Below are 19,025 nucleotides of genomic sequence, written 5' to 3' on the forward strand. Positions count from 1 at the left end.
TAAAGATTAATAATTAAGGTGAAAACCTATTAGTTTTTTGTTGACATAGCAGAAAGCATACCTCCGTAAACACCGTTTAGAGATGATAGGTTAGTTGCTAAGTTCTGCATTTGCTGTTTTAGCTGTTCAGCATTTTCAGCAATTTCTTTATTTGCGTCTGTTTGACGGCTTGTTGATTCTATTTGTACTTTATAAAGACTGTTTAATGAATCCATTTGAGCAGCAGCAAGAGCCATTTCTTCACTGTATTTTTTAGTAGAGCTCATTGCTTCTGCAGTTGGAGCGATACCTTTTGCGGCACCTTCGAAAGAACGGATGCTAGAAGACAAACTACTCATTAATTCTGAATCGATTTTTGCTTCTTTTAACATACTATCTAATTTCTTAGACAACATTCCTTGAGTTTCTTCTGGTTGTTCGCTAATAGCTCTTCTACCTGATGCTCCAGCAGCACCACCTGCTAATTCAGGATATACTAAAGACCAATCCAATTCATCATCAACTGGTTCAAAAGCAGATATAGCAAAAATAATTGCCTCAGTAACCAAACCAATAGTTAATAATAAGTTACCTCCAATACCAGCAATTTCAAAGTGGGTAATTTTGAAAAGCGCACCGATAATTACAACTGATGCACCAAGCCCGTAGGCCATGTTAAATAGTTTTTTGGATGATTTTGATTTTGCCATAATACTTAAGATTTAGTTGAGGGTTTTTGTTAATAATTGTGTTAGTTGTTATGTTTAATTAGCGAGCGTCGCCAAAATTTTGATTTAATACTACGTCTGTACCCATATAATCTTGTACAGTTCTGAATCCTATATAACTACGTGCAGAATCTGCATATTCGTAATCTCTAGTACTCACTTGCAGGAAGTATGCTACATCTTTCCAAGAACCACCACGAACAACTTTACGCAAGTTTTTTGGGTCGTTCACGTTAGGATTCATTGTAGAGCTAAAGTCATAAGAAGAAGGGTCGTAAGAAGAAGCTACCCACTCCGCAACGTTTCCAGCCATATTATATAGGTTGAAGTCATTAGCTTCATAAGCATCTGCTTCTACAGTATAAAGCGCCTGGTCTGCAGCATAATCACCTCGTAAAGGCTTGAAGTTAGCCATAAAACAACCTCTATCATTTTTAGTGTAAGGTCCTCCCCAAGGGTATGTAGCTGATTCTAGACCACCTCTAGCCGCATATTCCCATTCAGCTTCACCAGGAAGACGGAATGAATTTACGTGGTTTTTCTTTTTAGATTTTTGATATGCATTTTTATATAAAGTTCTCCAAGCACAAAAAGCTTTTGCTTGTTTCCAGTTTACACCAACCACAGGGTAATTTCCATAAGCTTCGTGCCAAAAGTAATCGTTATGCATTGGTTCATTGTAAGAATAGTTAAAATCGCGAATCCAAACAGTTGTATCAGGATAAATATTTAATTCTTCTTTTATAATAAAATCTTTTCTTCTCTTACTTCTATCTCTAGCAGCCGCTTCAATATCCATATAGGTATATTGGAAATTAAGTTTACTTACATCAATAGTACGTTGACCGTTGTAAGCTTCTTCTGATGGGATATACATAGTATCCATTACTTCACTATAGAATTCATCTGGATATTCCGCGGTATCCCAAATAAGGTCTACTTTATTGTTAATTTTTCTACCAGCATAGAAATCCTCTCCCATCCCAAAGTAGTTATCGTACATATATTGGTCATAAGGTGTCATTTCTTCATTTTCTTGATCTAAAAATGCAAATTCTCCTATACCATCATCTCCTGGTGTTGCTCCCATTTCATCTGCCATAATAGCTAGACGAAGACGAACCGTAGAATCACGTACCCAATTTACAAATTGTCTGTACTCTGAGTTTGTAATTTCAGTTTCATCCATATAAAATGAACGAACAGTTACAGTTTTCGGCGGTGCATCATTAACGGCAACAAAATCATCATCACTTTTCCCCATGATGAAAGACCCACCTGGAACAAGTGTCATACCGTGAGGTTTTAGTGGATACCATTTTTTACCTTTTACCCCAACCAATTCTCCTCTATCTCCGGAGTTACAACTGAATAAAAAGGCAACGATCGCAGTTAATGCAATAAATTTCTTCATAGGTATTTTGGTTAAATTTCAATTTTAAAGGGCGTAAACCTATTTATAAAATTTTTAATAAACAATTTTTTTTTACAAAACCCTCTATAATCTACAATGTGTTGATTAATTATACTTCATTTTTATGGCGGGCTTTCAACCACCTTTCCGGAATCTCCTGATTACACGCACTCAAATAATCGCTGTAAGTGCAAGGTAATAACGTTTGGCTTTTTAATTTATTATTAACATTTGAAATAAATGGTAAAACAATCCACCATCGCTCAGTTTTATTACTCTTTTTAAACTCCAACAATTCATCGTCAATCGGCACTTTATAGGAGGTGTAAAGTCTCTCATTATCAAAGTCATCATCTGCAATTCTGAAGTTAAAACCTTCAATAAAATACCACAATACTTGCGCTATAAGCATTGCACTACTTTTTCCATAAACAGCATTACTCAATTCGTAAACTCCAAATGATTTAACTTTATTACTAATTCCTGCATAACGAGCTATCGTACAAATCTCTCGACCATCAAATCCGTTAGGACTCTCGTTAGTTTTATAACTTAATTCTGAGTTTTTTATTGCAGTTACATCCAAAGCCACCATATCTGCATCTCTTAGTATTGGCTCAATCACAGTTGTATCGGCACAAACCTCTCCCAATCTATAAGCGTCAAAATACAACTTATCCATTAAAGCTATCTCCTGCGGAGCGTTAAAAAATGATTGATATCCTAATACACTATAATTAAATAGGTTATAAGGCTTATCCACCACCATTTTTCCAACGTACGATTTATTTGATATTGGAAGATCGGCATTACCAAGGTCGAAACGATTGTCTATATTAACAACATTCACCATAGCGCCAAGATTATCATACGCGCGATATTGCGCATAAGCCATATCTTGACTTCCACCCAAAATTAGTGGAACTATCTTTTTTAGCAGAAGCGCAGTGACAACCTCCTTAACGGCAAATCTTGAATCTTCAACTGAATTTCCTTTTTCAATATCGCCAAGATCAATTATTCTGTGTTTCCAATTTCCGGGATACAACGAATAAAACGCTTTTCGATAGTCATCAAAACACAGTTCTTCACCAATGTAATTGACATCCGCACGATTTTCTTTAACACCAAAAATCGCAAACGAACCGTTTTTTAAGTCAGGTAAATCGCCAACTTCGGCGTGTACTTCTAGTTGCTTGCCTAACGTTCCTAGCGGCAGCAATTCTCTGTCCGCCAAAACCTTCTTAGAAACAGGGGTTAAAAATTCAATCATTATTTTTTCTTGGCTGAAGCTTTTTTCTTAGTTGTAGTCTTTTTCTTGGTAGCTGCCTTCTTTTTAGGAGCTTTTTTTGCCAGCATTTCTTGAGCTTCTTCTAACGTTATTTTATCGGCTTCAGTCCCTTTTGGCAATTCCACCTTTACTTTTCCTTTAATAACATTAAAACGTCCCCAACGAGCTTTCTCGATTCTAATTTTCTCTTCTGGCCACTCGTTGATTAGCTTATCAATCTCCTTTTGCTTTTTATCTTCAATTAACTTAACGATATCCTCATCCGTAAGATTATCGAAATCATACTTCTTATTCACATTGATAAACATCCCATTCCATTTTATATATGGGCCGAAACGACCTACACCTTTTTGAACCGGTAAGTCTTCATATGTATATATTGGAGCATCTGCTTTTTTCTTCTCCTCAATAAGTTCTTTTGCAAAAGCCATATCCACATCTAACGGATCCATTCCTTTTGGAAGAGAAATAAATGTTTTACCAAAGCGAACATAAGGACCAAAACGACCATTGTTAACCTCAACTTCCTCATTATCGTAAACACCCAAGGTTTTTGGAAGTTTAAAAAGATCCATCACCTCTTCAAAGGTAACTAAATGCAATTGTTGGTCTGGACGTAAACTTGCAAACTTTTTATCTTCATCGTCAGGAGCACCAATTTGAGCCATCGGTCCATATTTACCCAAACGAACCAATACAGTTCGTCCGCTTTCTGGGTCCTCCCCTAAAATTCGCTCTCCACTTTCACGATCGGCATTTTTCTCAACATCTTCTACGCGTGGATGAAATTTTTCATAGAATTCCTTCATCATTTTCGTCCACTCCTCTTTCCCTTCGGCAATATCATCAAAGTCTTGCTCTACTTTAGCAGTAAAGTTATAGTCTAAGATATTTTCAAAATGCTCTACCAAAAAGTCATTTACTATCATTCCAATATCAGTTGGAACAAGCTTGCCTTTATCCGATCCTACTGTTTCGGTTAAAGTTTTGTCTTTAATATTTTCTTTTTCAAGAGTAAGCTGAAGGTATTTACGTTCAACCCCTTCTACAGTACCTTTTTCAACATAGTTTCTACTAATAATAGTTGAAATAGTTGGCGCATACGTAGAAGGTCTACCAATACCAAGCTCTTCTAATTGCTTAACTAACGAAGCTTCTGTAAAACGATATGGAGCACGAGTAAATCGCTCTGTTGCTGTTATGTAATTATTTTCAAGCGAATCGCCTTCTTTCATATTAGGCAACATACCGTCTTGCTCTTCTTCTTCAAAGTCGGTTCCTTCTAAATAAACTTTTAGGAAACCATCAAACTTTATCATTTCACCATTTGCAGTAAAATTCTCTGATACTTTTTCTTTGGAAAGCACATCAATCTTAACATTGGTTCGCTCTAATTGGGCATTGCTCATTTGTGAAGCCAAAGTTCTTTTCCAAATCAAATCGTATAAACGTGCTTGATCGTGGTCGCCAGTAATGGTATGCTGACTCATATCGGTAGGACGAATAGCTTCGTGAGCTTCCTGAGCTCCTTTGCTTTTCCCTTTATAGTCACGAGGTTTACTATACTCTTTCCCGTAGGATTTAATAATTTCTTTTTGAGCTGCGTTTTTTGCGTCCTTAGAAAGGTTAACACTATCGGTACGCATATAGGTTATAAGTCCAGCCTCATAAAGACGTTGAGCGATAGTCATTGTTTTTCCAACTGAAAAATACAATTTACGCGCTGCCTCTTGCTGCAATGTTGAAGTAGTAAAGGGTGCTGCAGGCGATTTGCTTGCAGGCTTTTTAGTTAGATCTGAAATTTTATAACTTGCCGCTAAATTCTTTCTAAGAAATTCACGAGCTTCAGCTTCAGTTTCAAAGTTTTTTGGAAGTTTTGCTTTAAATTTACTACCATCTAGTGTGGTAAATTCAGCATCAATTCTATACGATCCTACAGGGTTAAACGATTCAATCTCACGCTCACGCTCAACAATTAAACGCACTGCAACCGATTGCACACGACCGGCAGAAAGTCCACCTTTCACTTTTTTCCAAAGCACTGGTGAAAGTTCATACCCCACCAAGCGATCTAAAACGCGACGCGCTTGTTGGGCGTTTACCAAATCGTAATTAATTTGGCGTGGGTTTTCTATTGCATTTAAAATTGCTGACTTTGTAATTTCATGAAAAACGATACGCTTAGTCTTGTCTTCATCTAGTTTTAACTCCTCAGCCAAGTGCCAAGCAATTGCTTCTCCTTCACGATCCTCATCACTTGCTAGCCAAACCATTTCAGCTTTTTTAGAAAGTGCTTTTAACTCCGCCACCAACTTTTTCTTATCGCTACTCACTATATATTTAGGTGTGAAATCCCCTTCCACATCTACTCCTAATTCCTTAGAAGGAAGGTCTGCAATGTGTCCAAAACTCGAGGACACTTTGAAATCTTTCCCAAGAAATTTTTCAATGGTTTTTGCTTTTGCAGGGGACTCAACGATCACTAAATTCTTTGCCATATCCTATTTTATTTAAGACTGCAAAAGTATATGATTTTTTTAATACGAAAGATTTTGCTTGTAATAATTGAATACAATCCACATTATTTCAGCTAAAAACACCTAGTTATCAACTGAGATTTGTGAGAAAAAACTACAACAATAAATTCAGCCAACAAGCACGAATAAACGAAAACTTAATAACTATACCTATATATTTATTGTTTCTTTTATGTCTCAAATAAAATTAAATAAAAAGCAATCTGCCACTTTGTCACCGCAAGCATTTAATTGTATCTTTGCAGGAAATATATTACGGACTGTTTTGTATTGAAGTTTGATTTTTTATGGAAAAGACAATAGACGAAAAAGCACAAGGGAACACCTTAATTTTAGAAGCAAAAAAGGAGAATTCTAAAAAATTATATTTAGAAAGTTACGGCTGCGCTATGAACTTTAGCGATAGTGAAATTGTAGCCTCTATTCTTGCTGATCAGGGATATAACACCACAAATCTGATGGAAGAAGCAGATTTGGTTTTAGTGAACACCTGTTCAATACGCGACAAAGCAGAGCAAACTATCCGTAAGCGATTAGAAAAATACAATGCAGTAAAACGCAATAGCAATCCAAAAATGAAAGTTGGGGTGTTAGGTTGTATGGCCGAGCGATTGAAGGAAAAACTTCTTGAAGAAGAAAAAATTGTCGATCTTGTTGTTGGTCCAGATGCATACAAAGACATTCCAAACCTTTTACAAGAAGTAGAAGAAGGTCGAGAAGCTGTAAACGTTATTCTTTCAAAAGAAGAAACCTATGGCGATATCTCCCCTGTACGCTTAGGAGGAAATGGAATTACTGCATTTGTAAGTATTACTCGAGGTTGCGATAATATGTGTACTTTTTGTGTAGTGCCATTTACACGCGGACGAGAACGCAGTCGTGATCCTCACAGTATCTTAAATGAAATTAATGATCTAGCCGAAGAAGGTTATAAGGAAATAACTCTTTTAGGTCAAAACGTAGATAGTTATTTATGGTATGGTGGCGGTCTGAAGAAAGATTTCAAAAATGCTTCAGAAATGCAAAAAGCTACGGCTACAGATTTTGCTCAACTATTAGATTTAGTTGCTATTGCGCAACCTAAAATGAGAATTCGCTTTTCAACAAGTAATCCGCAGGATATGGGGGAAGATGTGCTACACGTTGTAGCAAAACACAGTAATATCTGTAACCATATTCACCTTCCAGTACAAAGTGGGAGCACGCGAATTCTAAAAGAAATGAACCGTCAACACACTCGTGAAGAGTATATGAAGCTAATTGACAAAATTTGGGAAATTATTCCAGATTGTATCATTTCTCAGGATATGATTATAGGGTTTCCAACTGAAACTGAAGAAGATCATCAAGATACCTTAAGCCTAATGGAATATGTTAAGTACGGCTTTGGTTATATGTATAAATATTCTGAAAGACCTGGAACATTAGCAGCTCGTAAATTGGAAGATGATGTTCCTGAAGAAATTAAGAGTAGAAGATTGACAGAAGTAGTAAATCTCCAACAAAAACACAGCGCTTTTCGCACAGAATCTTTTTTGGGTAAAACGGTAACAGTTTTAATAGAAAAAGAATCAAAAAAAAATGCAGATGAATGGAGCGGAAGAACGGAACATAATAATGTAGCTGTTTTCCCTAAAGAAAATTATAAACCTGGAGATTTTGTAAAGGTTAAAGTAACCGATTGTACTACTGCAACACTTATTGGCGAAGCTATAGGACTTGCTTAGAACTAATAAATCAAAAAATGTATTTTAGTTCATTTTACTGTAATTTTATTAATGTTAGCAAAATCTAATAACGTTAATTCACAGTCTAAAGAGCTGAATAAAGATAAATAAGATCTTAGTATGATGTTAACAAGTAACATAACAACGATAGCAGAAAATTTTTATGAAGACTTTTTCATAGGATAACTAATAAGGGTAGTAGTTAAAGAATTAGTTTACGAGTTTAATAAAATATAAAATAGAATACTGCTGAGGAATATTTTGGGGCTATAAAGCCTCATAACAGGCAAAGTTGAATGACATAAAATTACTATGGAAAGCAGCATACAAGCAACAAAACAACGATTCGGAATAATAGGCAACGACCCTAAACTAAACAGGGCTGTTGAAAAAGCTATTCAAGTAGCTCCAACAGATATTTCGGTGTTGGTTACGGGTGAAAGTGGGGTTGGAAAAGAAAGTATCCCAAAAATTATTCATTCACTTTCTCACAGAAAGCACGGAAAATATATTGCCGTTAACTGTGGTGCAATCCCTGAAGGCACCATTGACAGTGAACTTTTTGGTCACGAAAAAGGTGCATTTACGGGTGCCACTACAACTAGAAGTGGATATTTTGAAGTAGCCGATGGTGGGACCATTTTTCTTGATGAGGTTGGAGAACTTCCATTGCCAACACAAGTGCGACTTTTAAGAGTTTTGGAAAACGGAGAGTTTTTAAAAGTAGGGTCTTCATCTACCCAAAAAACCGATGTCCGTATTGTTGCCGCTACTAATGTAAAGATGATTGAAGCCATTGAAAAAGGAAAATTTCGTGAAGATCTTTACTATCGATTAAGTACAGTTGAAATAAACCTACCTCCACTTCGTGAAAGAAAGGAGGATATTCATTTGCTGTTTAGAAAATTTGCATCCGATTTTGCTCAAAAGTACAAGATGCCTACAATTCGTCTAGATGATAATGCAATTGAATTGTTATTAAAATATCGATGGGGTGGAAATATTCGTCAACTTCGAAATGTGGCTGAGCAGATTTCAGTTTTAGAGCAGAATAGAGAAATTTCCTATGAAACTTTAAAGCATTATTTACCAGATATGGGAAGTAATCTTCCTGCCATAGTTAACGCTAAAAAATCTGAAAGCGATTTTAGTAGTGAGCGCGAAATACTTTACAAAGTGCTTTTTGATATGAAACGCGATGTAAATGATCTTAAAAAACTAACTTTGGAATTAATGAAAAGCGGAAACGCTGCCAAAGTTAAAGAAGAACAATCATCCTTAATCAATAAAATATATTCAGACGAAACGGAAGCCGAAGAAGAATTAGCCTCAATTATTGAGGAAGAGAATATCGCAACGGAAACCAATGTTGAAGTATTTAGCATTCCTGAACACGCCTCAGAACCAGAAAAAAAGGATAAATACGAATATGCCGAAGATATTGAGGAGGAAGAAAACTTATCACTTCAACAAAAAGAATTAGAGTTAATTAAAAAATCACTCGAGAAGTATGGTGGAAAACGAAAAGACGCTGCGGAAGAGTTAGGAATTTCCGAAAGAACGCTATATCGAAAGATTAAACAGTATAACTTATAATTAGTCGTTGGTTGTTTATAGAAACATTATTTTTATTTAGATGTCAAGAATATTTTCAGTTTTAGTTTTTTTTATTGTGGCTATTTCCCTACATAGTTGTGGCCCATATTCATTTACAGGTGCCGACATAAACTACAACACCACGAAAACAGTTCAAGTAAGTTATTTTCAAAATAATGCACCTATTGTAGAGCCTGGAATAAATCGTGATTTCACACAAAAATTACAAGATTTATTATTAAACCAGACCAGTTTAGACCTTGTAAATAACAATGGGGATTTAGTGTATGAAGGTGAAATTACACAATATTACATTTCACCTATTACGGCAACATCAAATAGCACAGCTGCGCAAAACCGATTGACTATTTCGGTGAGTGTTAGGTTTTACAATACAAAGGAACCTTTAAAAGATTTTGAACAATCTTTTAGTTTCTACTATGATTATGACGGTCAGACACAATTAACAGGATCGAAATTAGATGCTGCCATCGATATAATTTTTGAAAGAATAACACAAGATATATTTAATAAGTCGCTCGCAAATTGGTAAAATTAAAATTTTGAATATTTCGAACTATACATATCTACTTGCAAATCCACAGAATCTAACTTCTGAGGACCTGGCTGCTTTAGATTTATTAATTAGAAAATATCCTTATTTTCAAAGTGCACGTGCTTTACAATTAAAAGGTTTAAAGGACCAAGACAGCTTTCTTTACAATGATGCCTTAAAATTAACTGCCGCACACACTACCGATAGAGATATTCTTTTTCAATATATAACTTCAGAGAAGTTTATACAAAATGAAATTTCACAAACTATTCTTCAGCACGATGATTCTGTGAACGAAATAAATGTTGTTTCAGAAAACATCAACGACGAAGTAAAAGAAGAAAACGAACGTCTTTTAAATGCTGAAATTAAAAAAGCTGAGGATATTCTAAACCCAGAGTTATTTCAAAGAAAAGCTCGAGACGTAATTGAAAAAAATAAAGAGAAGGAAGAAAGGCTTAAAGACGAATTACAAACCGATAAGCCTTTAGAATTTACAAAAAGTGACACTCATTCATTTTCCGAATGGCTAAAGTTAACGAAAGCAAAGCCGATTGACCGAAAAGAGGAATCTATAAAAACAGCTTCTAAAAAAGAAAAAGAAGATGATTCTTTAACAGAATCAAACTATGAAGACACTATAAATCAGGAAGAAAAAGAACGAAAACTTCAACTTATTGATAAATTTATTCAGGAACGACCAAAAATAATTCCTTCTGCCGATTCAGAGAAGTCTTCACATTCTGGAACACATAGTCCTGACAATCCTAGTAATAAAGCGTTACTTACAGATTTCGCACAGAGTTCAAATTCATTAATGACCGAAACTCTAGCCAAAGTTTATTTACAACAAAAGAACTACAGAAAGGCAATTCAAGCATATAAAATATTAATTTTGAAAAATCCCGAAAAAAGTGGTTTCTTTGCAGACCAAATTCGAGCGATAGAAAAATTGACTAATACAGAATAATCATGAGCACGTTTACAATATTCCTAGTTTTAATAATGATAGTGGCCTTTTTATTGGTCGTAGTTATAATGGTACAAAACCCAAAAGGTGGTGGACTTTCATCTTCATTTGGAGGTGGCGGTGGCGCACAAATTGGTGGTGTGCAAAAAACAAGTGACTTTTTAGATAAAAGTACTTGGACGCTTGCAACAATTATGTTGGCTTTGATTTTGTTTTCGAACATCTTTATCATGGGTAGCAACAATATGCAATCTAAAACTTTTGACGAAAGTGCACTTCCAGCAGTTCCAACTACAGAAGTACCTGCACCAACAACTACAGAATAATTTTTGTTAAATATATATCGTAAAATGCCACCTCATAGAGAGGTGGCATTTTTTTATTAAAATTGTCGTATCTTTATTAGTAAAGAAAACTACAATGAAAGCAAGAAACATCATTCTACTCGTAATATCTAGCGTCTTACTTCTTTCTTGTTATGGAGACAGCTCAGGCATAGAGCGAACGTGTGAAAATTTATATGGATTAGATCCGAAAAAGGATTTAATCCTTAGTACTCAAGAAGAGGTAGATATGGCCTTTACTCGTAACCACGTTGCAGGAAACGTATACATCGGCTACTGTCCAGACAAAAATTCTTCAAGAATTACAAATCTTAACGGATTAAGAAATCTAACTAAAATTGAGGGGAGTCTTTTAATTTCTGAAACTGATATTACTACAATAAACGAGTTAGAGAAACTTGAAGAAATAGGCGGTGTTTTGAGCATCTATATGAATTCATCTTTGAGGGAAATAAATAACTTTAATTCACTTACATCTATTAATGAATTGAATGTTTTTGGAAATGATAAATTAAAAGCAATTAGCGGTTTTAATGCGTTAAAAAATTGTAATAGCACCTTTGATATTAACGTAAATGAAAACCTAGAAACAATTGAAGGTTTTAATAACCTAATTCATATTGGTGAAGATTTAGTTATTCAATCAAACAATAATTTAGTCAAGGTAAAAGGTTTTGAATCCTTAACTAACATTGGAAAAAACCTCAAACTTGGAAGCAACCTCCTTATTAAAAGTATAGAAGCGTTTAATAACCTTAAAACGATTGGAGAGGATTTAGATTTCCGATACAATTGGAGTTTAGAAAAGTTAGATATGTTTCCAAATCTAGAAACAATTCAAGGACGTTTGATCATTGAAAATCATAAAAAACTAAAGTCTCTTCAAAGTTTAAACAATTTAACTTTCGTTGGAAATCAGTTATATATAGCCGAAAATTTAATACTTTCAAATTATTGTGGTCTAAAGACTTTAATACAGACAGAAGGAGGACTCCAAGAAGGTGATAGCGGCCCACCATACAACGTTCCATATTTCGTAATCGTCAATAATTTATACAATCCTACGCGGCAAGATTTACGTGATGGGAATTGTTCTCAATAAAAAACTTGGATTTAATTTTAGCAAAAACACCAGCTTCTGACAAGCTGGCATTTTCGTTTAATAATATGTCAGTTTATAGGCAGTGGCATAGTTTCTGCCAATAAGAAATCATTACATAAAAACATAAGTTTAACAACTATAAAAAATAATAAAATATGGCATTAAAAATTCAACCACTTGCAGACCGTGTATTGGTTCAGCCAGAAGAAGCAGAAACTAAAACCGCCTCTGGACTTTACATTCCTGATTCAGCAAAAGAAAAACCACAACAAGGAAAAGTAGTAGCTGTTGGTAAAGGAAAAGAAGATCACAAAATGACAGTTAAAGTTGGCGATACTGTTCTTTACGGAAAGTACGCCGGAAGTGAATTAAAATTTGATGGCAAAGATTATATGATTATGCGTGAGGACGATATACTCGCAATTATCTAAAATTAAGGACTCACAGATTCCAATATATTCCATTTAAAATTGTTTTTAGAATTTGGAATATTTGGAAAAAATAGAATTAAAAAAATAATACTAATCTGAAGGTTCCCAATTCTAGCGGGAATCGCAAAATATAAAATTTATGGCAAAAGATATTAAATTTGACATTGAAGCTCGTGACGCTATAAAACGCGGTGTTGATGCTTTGGCAAACGCAGTAAAAGTAACTTTAGGACCAAAAGGTCGTAATGTAATTATTAGCAAATCCTTTGGAGCTCCGCAGGTAACTAAGGATGGTGTTACAGTTGCAAAAGAAGTAGAATTAGAAGACGCTCTTGAAAATATGGGCGCACAAATGGTGAAAGAGGTTGCTTCCAAAACTAACGATCTTGCTGGTGACGGTACAACTACTGCTACAGTTCTTGCGCAAGCAATCGTTAAAGAAGGACTTAAAAACGTAGCTGCTGGTGCAAACCCGATGGATTTAAAGCGCGGAATCGACAAAGCTGTTGAAGCTATTGTTGCTAACCTTGAAAAGCAAACTACTAAAGTTGGGAACTCTTCTGAAATGATAAAGCAAGTAGCTTCTATTTCAGCAAACAACGACGATGTTATTGGTGATTTAATTGCTAAGGCATTCGGAAAAGTAGGAAAAGAAGGTGTTATTACTGTAGAAGAAGCAAAAGGTACTGAAACTTATGTTGATGTAGTTGAAGGAATGCAGTTTGACCGTGGATATCTTTCTCCATACTTCGTAACAGATACTGAAAAAATGCAAACAGAATTGGAGAACCCAATGATTTTGCTTTACGACAAGAAGATTTCTTCAATGAAAGATTTACTTCCTGTACTTGAACCAGTAGCACAACAAGGAAAGTCGCTTTTAATTATTGCTGAAGATGTCGATGGTGAAGCACTAGCTACATTGGTAGTAAATAAGCTTCGTGGTTCATTAAAAATTGCTGCTGTTAAAGCTCCAGGTTTTGGTGACAGAAGAAAAGCAATGTTAGAGGATATCGCAATCTTAACTGGTGGTACTGTAATTTCTGAAGAGCGTGGATTCACTCTAGAAAACACAACTATCGACATGCTTGGTTCTGCAGAAAATGTAACTATTGATAAAGACAATACAACTATTGTAAACGGTGCAGGTGAAACTGACAATATTAAAGGTCGAGTAAACCAGATTAAAGCACAGATTGAATCTACAACTAGTGACTACGATAAAGAAAAGTTACAGGAGCGTCTAGCTAAATTAGCTGGTGGAGTTGCTGTTCTTTATGTAGGTGCTGCATCTGAAGTAGAAATGAAAGAGAAGAAAGACCGTGTAGATGATGCTCTTCACGCTACTCGTGCAGCTGTAGAAGAAGGTATCGTTGCTGGTGGTGGTGTTGCTTTAGTTAGAGCTATAGAAGTTCTTAAAAAGATAACTACAGATTCACTTGATGAAACAACTGGTGTAAATATTGTTTCTAAAGCAATTGAATCTCCTCTACGTACTATCGTTGAAAACGCCGGTGGTGAAGGTTCAGTTGTAATTAACAAAGTATTAGAAGGCAAGAAAAACTTCGGTTACGATGCTAAATCTGAAACGTATGTTGATATGATTAAAGCTGGAATCATCGATCCAAAGAAGGTAACTCGTGTAGCCCTTGAAAACGCTGCTTCGGTTGCTGGTATGATTCTTACCACAGAATGTGCTTTGGTAGATATTAAAGATGAAAATGCTGGCGGCGGAATGCCGGCTGGTATGGGAGGCGGAATGCCAGGAATGATGTAAAATCAACTTCCAGCATTCAATCTGCTGTACAAAACTAAACCTCATAGATCTCATAGATCTGTGAGGTTTTTTGTTTTTAGAACTTTTGAAAAAAAACTAGTATGAGACAATTAAAATTAAAATCATTTTAATTTTAAACATATAGTTACATTTGGGTATCCTAAAGATGAAAACTAAGTAGAACCATAAATCGACTTATCAAAGACTTGAATTTCATTAAAACATATAAAAATCCAATTCTTGTTTCTTTAGTATCGATTGTACTCTACTTAGGCTTTGCATATAATTTGGAGCGCAGTGAGTTCGTAAAACTCATTTGTTTTTATTCTGTGCTGTTTATCACTTCTTATCTATTTATAGAAAAATATCTCTCACGACATCAATTGCGTTTTTGGGTTTTAGCGAGCTTTGGAATTATTTTTCGATTAGCTTTTATTGTTTCGATTCCAAACCTTTCACAAGACTTTTATCGCTTTTTATGGGATGGCAGATTGTTAATTCAAGGGTTTAGTCCGTATATATTTACACCCACCACTTCATCTTCGTTTGACGTTGCAATAGCCCAATCACAAGAGCTAATTGTAGGAATGGGTGCGCTTAATGCAAGTCATTTCAGTAATTACCCTCCAGTTAATCAGTTGTTTTTCTCAATTGCTGGGCTATTCGCTGGGAAGAGTATATTAGGGTCGGTTATTGTTTTACGAATGGTCATTATTTTGGCAGATGTAGGTATTCTCTACTTCGGAAAAAAGGTATTAGAGCAATTAAACCTTCCTTTAAAAAATATTTTCTGGTATTTTTTGAGTCCTTTTATAATTATTGAACTTACAGGAAATCTACATTTTGAAGGAGTTATGCTGTTCTTTTTTGCATGGGCATTGTATTTACTATTCAAGAGAAAGTGGTTTTGGGCGGCGGTTTTAATCGGACTTTCAGTTTCGGTGAAATTGTTACCCTTATTGTTTTTACCTTTATTTTTTAGATGGTTTCAAAAAAAAGAGATTCCAACTGCGTTTAACCTGACATCTCTTTTAAAGTTTTATAGCATAATAGGAGTAACGGTTTTAATAACTTTTCTACCATTTCTCTCCCCAGATTTTATTCAAAACTTCGCAGCTACCATCGGACTTTGGTTTCAAAACTTTGAGTTTAATGCGAGCATTTATTACATAATTCGATGGATTGGATTTCAAGTTGTAGGTTGGAATATTATTGGAACTGTTGGAAAAATACTACCCTTGATAGTTGTGCTTTTTATCTTAGGACTTTCGTTCCTTAAAAAGAATAGTACACCTCAACAGTTAATTACGTCAATGCTATTCGCGGTATCTTTCTACTTCCTATTATCTACAACTGTTCATCCGTGGTATATTGCCACTCCGCTTATACTTTCGGTTTTTACGAATTATAAATTTCCTATTGTATGGAGTTTTGTGGTTATTCTTAGTTATTCAGCATATGGAAAAGAAGGATTTGATGAAAACTTATGGTTGGTCGCTTTAGAATATATTATAGTTACTGGAGTTGCTGTATGGGAATTTACTCGTTTCAAAAAGTATAGCGGAAAGGAGAAAATCCTAAACCATTGAGTGAAAATGCAATCGAAAAATCACTCTTTTCATATCATTCCTATTAGTCTAAGATCATTATGGAGGTAAGGCTTGTTTCCCAATAATTTGGTAGTTGAATTAAATTACGAAAGCGTGGTTTCGAGTTTTTAAATCTCAGGGAGTAGCATTATAATAGGGTCTTACATATTGAAAATATTATAATCACCTTTAATTCTTAGTAAAATAGAATTTTCTACATTTTCATTTCACAGTAATTTTTACATGTAATTAACTGAAAAATAAATAGTTAAAAAGTTGTAAAACCAAATAAAAAAGTATAAATTTATACTTAGTTTAATGTAAATTCATACTGTCATGAAAAAGCAATATAAAACCCCCGACACGACAAACTACGTAAAGGAAGCTCCTACATATTTTTACGATGGGAATCTAGCTATTCCCTTAGTTGATATGACTTCCTATCAGAAAATGCAAATAGTGCGGGATGGGGTTACCAAAACTTATTTAACCAAGCTTAAAAAAGAAACTTCTTTAGATTACGATGCTTTAGCTCAAGCATTATCCGTAACACGTTCCACGCTTATCAATAAGAAAGGCGATCAAAAGTTTAGCGATCATATTAGCGAGCGAATTATTGCTGTAGCCGAAATTTATTCCTTTGGCTACGAGGTGTTTGAAGACAAAAGCAATTTCAACAAATGGATGTTTTCTTCAAATCAAGCCTTTGCAGGAGCAAAACCTTTTGAACTTATGGACAATCAATTTGGTCGTGAGGAAGTTCGAAACCTGATTGGCCGTATTGCCCACGGCGTATTTTCATAATTATGAAGGTTTATAGAATAACAAAAACAAAATACGCCGAAGATCTAAGCGGTACAGGAGCAAAACTCTACGGGGGAAGATGGAATCATATTGATTCCGCTTGTATCTATACTGCCGAAAGTCGTGCTTTATCTGTTTTGGAGTATGCCGTTAACATAAATATAGACTTCATTCCACGTGCCCTTAGTTTATGTGTTTTTGAAATTGACGAAAGCCAAGTTTACTCATTTAAACAAGAAGATTTACCAGGAAACTGGAGAGAAACGCCTGCACCAAAATCAACTAAGGATTATGGGACACAATTCTTAAAGAGCAACAAGCCTATCTTAAAAATTCCATCTATAACAATTCCTGAAGAATTTAATTATATAATAAATCCTCAAATAGCTAGTTTGAGTTTTAAACTAGTTGAAATAAAGGACTTCGTCTTTGATTTACGAATAAAGAAAAAGTAATTGCCTTGACTTCTACAAAAACTATGAGTTTACTTTTTTACACGTTCTAATCTGTAGAAATCTTTTCTTCTATCTTTTAAATTTCTTACTGCTCCAAAAGTATGAAGCTCACGAAGTAAGTCAATATCTACATCGGCAACCAATATCATTTCGGTATTTGGTGTTGCTTCCGCTTTAATTCCATTACTTGGGAAAGCGAAGTCACAAGGAGTGAATACAGCGCTTTGAGCGTACTGTATGTCCATATTATGGACTTTTGGAAGATTGCCCACGCTTCCTGCTATAGCCACGTAACATTCGTTTTCAATAGCCCTAGCTTGAGCACATAATCTAACACGTGAATATCCATTTTGAGTATCGGTTAGGAAAGGAACAAAAAGAATGTCCATGCCTTCATCCGAAAGTAATCGCGAAAGCTCAGGAAATTCAGAATCGTAGCAGATAAGCACTCCTATTTTTCCACAATCGGTATCAAATGTTTTTAAGGAGTTTCCATTGGACATTCCCCATACGCGTTCTTCATCTGGTGTAACGTGAATTTTCTCAAAACGTTCCACACTTCCATCACGACGACATAAATATCCTACGTTGTATAACTTACCGCGAACTATTTCGGGCATGCTTCCCGTGATTATATTTATGTTATAGGAAATTGAAAGTTGCGAAAGCTTTTCGGTAATTTTTTTAGTGTATTTTGCTAGTTCTCGAATTGCATCAGGTTCGCTTAAATGATTGTATTCTGCCATAAGCGGAGCATTGAAAAATTCTGGAAACATTGCAAAGTCGCAGCGGTATCCTGCAACACTATCTATAAAATATTCAGCTTGATGCATCAATTCCTCCATTCCGGAATAGCTTCGCATTTGCCATTGAATAAGACCAAGACGTACAACACTTTTTATAGCTGTAGGTGTTGGTTTTTTTTCAGGTTTCGTATAATAAATATTATCCCATTCCATTAAAACGGCAAATTCACCTGAAGCCTTATCACCTTCAAGATAGCCTTTTAAAACACGAACAGGGTGAAAGTCATTAGAAATCTGAAAATTTAAAACTGGATCGTCAATTTGCTTGCGTTTAACTTTTTCGATGTATTGTTTTGGTGAAAGCTTATCGGCATGCCGGTGATAGTTTGGCATTCTTCCTCCAAACACAATGCTCTTTAACTCTAAGTTCTCACAAAGTTCTTTTCGGTAATCATACAATCTTCTTCCTAGACGTAGTCCACGAAAATCGGGACGTATAAAAACATCTATTCCATACAGCACATCACCTTCGGGATCGTGTATTTTAAAAGTTGGATCACCAGTTACATCTTTATACGTATGCTTCTCCCCTAGTTTATCAAAATCTACAATAATAGAAAGCGCACAACCAGCAATTTGGCCATCAGCCATAATTAATACTTGACCTTCTGGAAAAACATCTATTAGGTTACCTATTTCGTTGATTTTCCAATAGCTATTAGGCATTCCTCCATAAGACTGAATAGTTGCCTTTTTAAGTGCTTCGTAGTCTTTTAAGGTTAAAAACTTAAGCTCGATATTTTCAATCTTTTTTGGTTCCATGGTTTTTATGATTACTTCTATTTAAGCAATTTCGATTAGGGTATAAATAATAAATGTTAGAGAGCAAAAACCGCAGCCAATTCCCAATTTTTAATTAGGAACTGTAAACTGCGGATTGTTCTTTGAATGCATTAAAGTATATAATGAACGTTACTTT

General features: G+C 35.1%; 16 protein-coding genes. 11 read left to right on the top strand and 5 right to left on the bottom strand.

Annotated features, from left to right (window positions below):
- Positions 1–29 precede the first annotated feature (29 nt).
- The 4 genes from porL to topA all read right to left on the bottom strand — a co-directional run bounded on the left by porL (position 30) and on the right by topA (position 5,910).
- Positions 30–689 carry a type IX secretion system motor protein PorL/GldL gene (gene porL, locus RT250_RS02635; protein WP_313111880.1) on the bottom strand — a complete coding sequence of 220 codons (660 nt, stop codon included), beginning with the start codon at positions 687–689 and terminating at the stop codon, positions 30–32.
- A 58-nt stretch (positions 690–747) separates the two neighbouring features.
- On the bottom strand, positions 748–2,121 hold the full coding sequence (porK, locus tag RT250_RS02640) for a T9SS ring complex lipoprotein PorK/GldK (protein ID WP_313111882.1): 1,374 nt from the start codon (positions 2,119–2,121) through the stop codon (positions 748–750).
- 109 nt (positions 2,122–2,230) lie between these two features.
- Positions 2,231–3,394 (bottom strand): formimidoylglutamase, encoded by a 1,164-nt coding sequence (locus RT250_RS02645; RefSeq protein ID WP_313111884.1) that lies wholly within the window; start codon positions 3,392–3,394, stop codon positions 2,231–2,233.
- Positions 3,394–5,910: a type I DNA topoisomerase gene (gene topA, locus RT250_RS02650; RefSeq protein ID WP_313111886.1), complete on the bottom strand. Its 2,517-nt coding sequence runs from the start codon at positions 5,908–5,910 to the stop codon at positions 3,394–3,396. Before topA ends, RT250_RS02645 begins: the two co-directional genes overlap by 1 nt.
- Before the next feature lie 326 nt (positions 5,911–6,236).
- Between topA and miaB the strand changes: the two genes are divergently transcribed.
- The 11 genes from miaB (at position 6,237) to RT250_RS02705 (ending at position 17,300) form a co-directional block, all read left to right on the top strand.
- Entirely contained in the window at positions 6,237–7,676 is a 1,440-nt protein-coding gene (gene miaB, locus RT250_RS02655) for a tRNA (N6-isopentenyl adenosine(37)-C2)-methylthiotransferase MiaB (RefSeq protein ID WP_313111888.1), read from the top strand.
- Positions 7,677–7,988: 312 nt separating this feature from the next.
- Complete coding sequence (locus RT250_RS02660) at positions 7,989–9,272, top strand: sigma 54-interacting transcriptional regulator (RefSeq protein WP_313111890.1); 1,284 nt, start codon at positions 7,989–7,991, stop codon at positions 9,270–9,272.
- A 40-nt stretch (positions 9,273–9,312) separates the two neighbouring features.
- Positions 9,313–9,825 (top strand): LptE family protein, encoded by a 513-nt coding sequence (locus RT250_RS02665; RefSeq protein WP_313111891.1) that lies wholly within the window; start codon positions 9,313–9,315, stop codon positions 9,823–9,825.
- A gap of 10 nt (positions 9,826–9,835) precedes the next feature.
- Positions 9,836–10,798, top strand: a complete 963-nt coding sequence (locus tag RT250_RS02670; RefSeq protein ID WP_313111892.1) for a DUF8458 domain-containing protein — start codon at positions 9,836–9,838, stop codon at positions 10,796–10,798.
- 2 nt (positions 10,799–10,800) lie between these two features.
- A complete protein-coding gene (gene secG / locus RT250_RS02675) occupies positions 10,801–11,124 on the top strand; it encodes a preprotein translocase subunit SecG (protein WP_313111893.1) in 324 nt (107 codons plus the stop codon).
- Between the two features lie 94 nt (positions 11,125–11,218).
- Positions 11,219–12,244, top strand: a complete 1,026-nt coding sequence (locus RT250_RS02680; protein WP_313111895.1) for a hypothetical protein — start codon at positions 11,219–11,221, stop codon at positions 12,242–12,244.
- 155 nt (positions 12,245–12,399) lie between these two features.
- Positions 12,400–12,675, top strand: a complete 276-nt coding sequence (locus tag RT250_RS02685; protein ID WP_139855508.1) for a co-chaperone GroES — start codon at positions 12,400–12,402, stop codon at positions 12,673–12,675.
- 139 nt (positions 12,676–12,814) lie between these two features.
- Positions 12,815–14,452, top strand: a complete 1,638-nt coding sequence (groL, locus tag RT250_RS02690; protein ID WP_313111897.1) for a chaperonin GroEL — start codon at positions 12,815–12,817, stop codon at positions 14,450–14,452.
- Between the two features lie 206 nt (positions 14,453–14,658).
- Complete coding sequence (locus tag RT250_RS02695; RefSeq protein ID WP_313111899.1) at positions 14,659–16,041, top strand: MptA/MptB family glycosyltransferase; 1,383 nt, start codon at positions 14,659–14,661, stop codon at positions 16,039–16,041.
- Between the two features lie 336 nt (positions 16,042–16,377).
- Positions 16,378–16,845 (top strand): Xre family toxin-antitoxin system antitoxin, encoded by a 468-nt coding sequence (locus RT250_RS02700; RefSeq protein ID WP_313111902.1) that lies wholly within the window; start codon positions 16,378–16,380, stop codon positions 16,843–16,845.
- A 2-nt stretch (positions 16,846–16,847) separates the two neighbouring features.
- Entirely contained in the window at positions 16,848–17,300 is a 453-nt protein-coding gene (locus RT250_RS02705) for an RES family NAD+ phosphorylase (protein ID WP_313111904.1), read from the top strand.
- Positions 17,301–17,329: 29 nt separating this feature from the next.
- Here the strand turns inward: RT250_RS02705 and RT250_RS02710 are convergent, their stop codons facing one another.
- The gene (locus tag RT250_RS02710; protein ID WP_313111906.1) at positions 17,330–18,868 is read right to left on the bottom strand and encodes a bifunctional GNAT family N-acetyltransferase/carbon-nitrogen hydrolase family protein; all 1,539 of its coding nucleotides are present in this window, start codon (positions 18,866–18,868) and stop codon (positions 17,330–17,332) included.
- Between the last annotated feature and the right edge of the window lie 157 nt (positions 18,869–19,025).

The organism is Aequorivita sediminis (assembly GCF_032080575.2).
GTDB lineage: Bacteria > Bacteroidota > Bacteroidia > Flavobacteriales > Flavobacteriaceae > Aequorivita > Aequorivita sediminis.

Coding starts and splice junctions, on each gene's coding strand:
- RT250_RS02665 (WP_313111891.1), top strand. CDS start 9,313: ATGTCAAGAATATTTTCAGTTTTAGTTTTTTTTATTGTGGCTATTTCC.
- groL (WP_313111897.1), top strand. CDS start 12,815: ATGGCAAAAGATATTAAATTTGACATTGAAGCTCGTGACGCTATAAAA.
- RT250_RS02645 (WP_313111884.1), bottom strand. CDS start 3,394: ATGATTGAATTTTTAACCCCTGTTTCTAAGAAGGTTTTGGCGGACAGA.
- RT250_RS02705 (WP_313111904.1), top strand. CDS start 16,848: ATGAAGGTTTATAGAATAACAAAAACAAAATACGCCGAAGATCTAAGC.
- topA (WP_313111886.1), bottom strand. CDS start 5,910: ATGGCAAAGAATTTAGTGATCGTTGAGTCCCCTGCAAAAGCAAAAACC.
- RT250_RS02660 (WP_313111890.1), top strand. CDS start 7,989: ATGGAAAGCAGCATACAAGCAACAAAACAACGATTCGGAATAATAGGC.
- porL (WP_313111880.1), bottom strand. CDS start 689: ATGGCAAAATCAAAATCATCCAAAAAACTATTTAACATGGCCTACGGG.
- porK (WP_313111882.1), bottom strand. CDS start 2,121: ATGAAGAAATTTATTGCATTAACTGCGATCGTTGCCTTTTTATTCAGT.
- RT250_RS02700 (WP_313111902.1), top strand. CDS start 16,378: ATGAAAAAGCAATATAAAACCCCCGACACGACAAACTACGTAAAGGAA.
- miaB (WP_313111888.1), top strand. CDS start 6,237: ATGGAAAAGACAATAGACGAAAAAGCACAAGGGAACACCTTAATTTTA.
- secG (WP_313111893.1), top strand. CDS start 10,801: ATGAGCACGTTTACAATATTCCTAGTTTTAATAATGATAGTGGCCTTT.
- RT250_RS02710 (WP_313111906.1), bottom strand. CDS start 18,868: ATGGAACCAAAAAAGATTGAAAATATCGAGCTTAAGTTTTTAACCTTA.
- RT250_RS02680 (WP_313111895.1), top strand. CDS start 11,219: ATGAAAGCAAGAAACATCATTCTACTCGTAATATCTAGCGTCTTACTT.
- RT250_RS02685 (WP_139855508.1), top strand. CDS start 12,400: ATGGCATTAAAAATTCAACCACTTGCAGACCGTGTATTGGTTCAGCCA.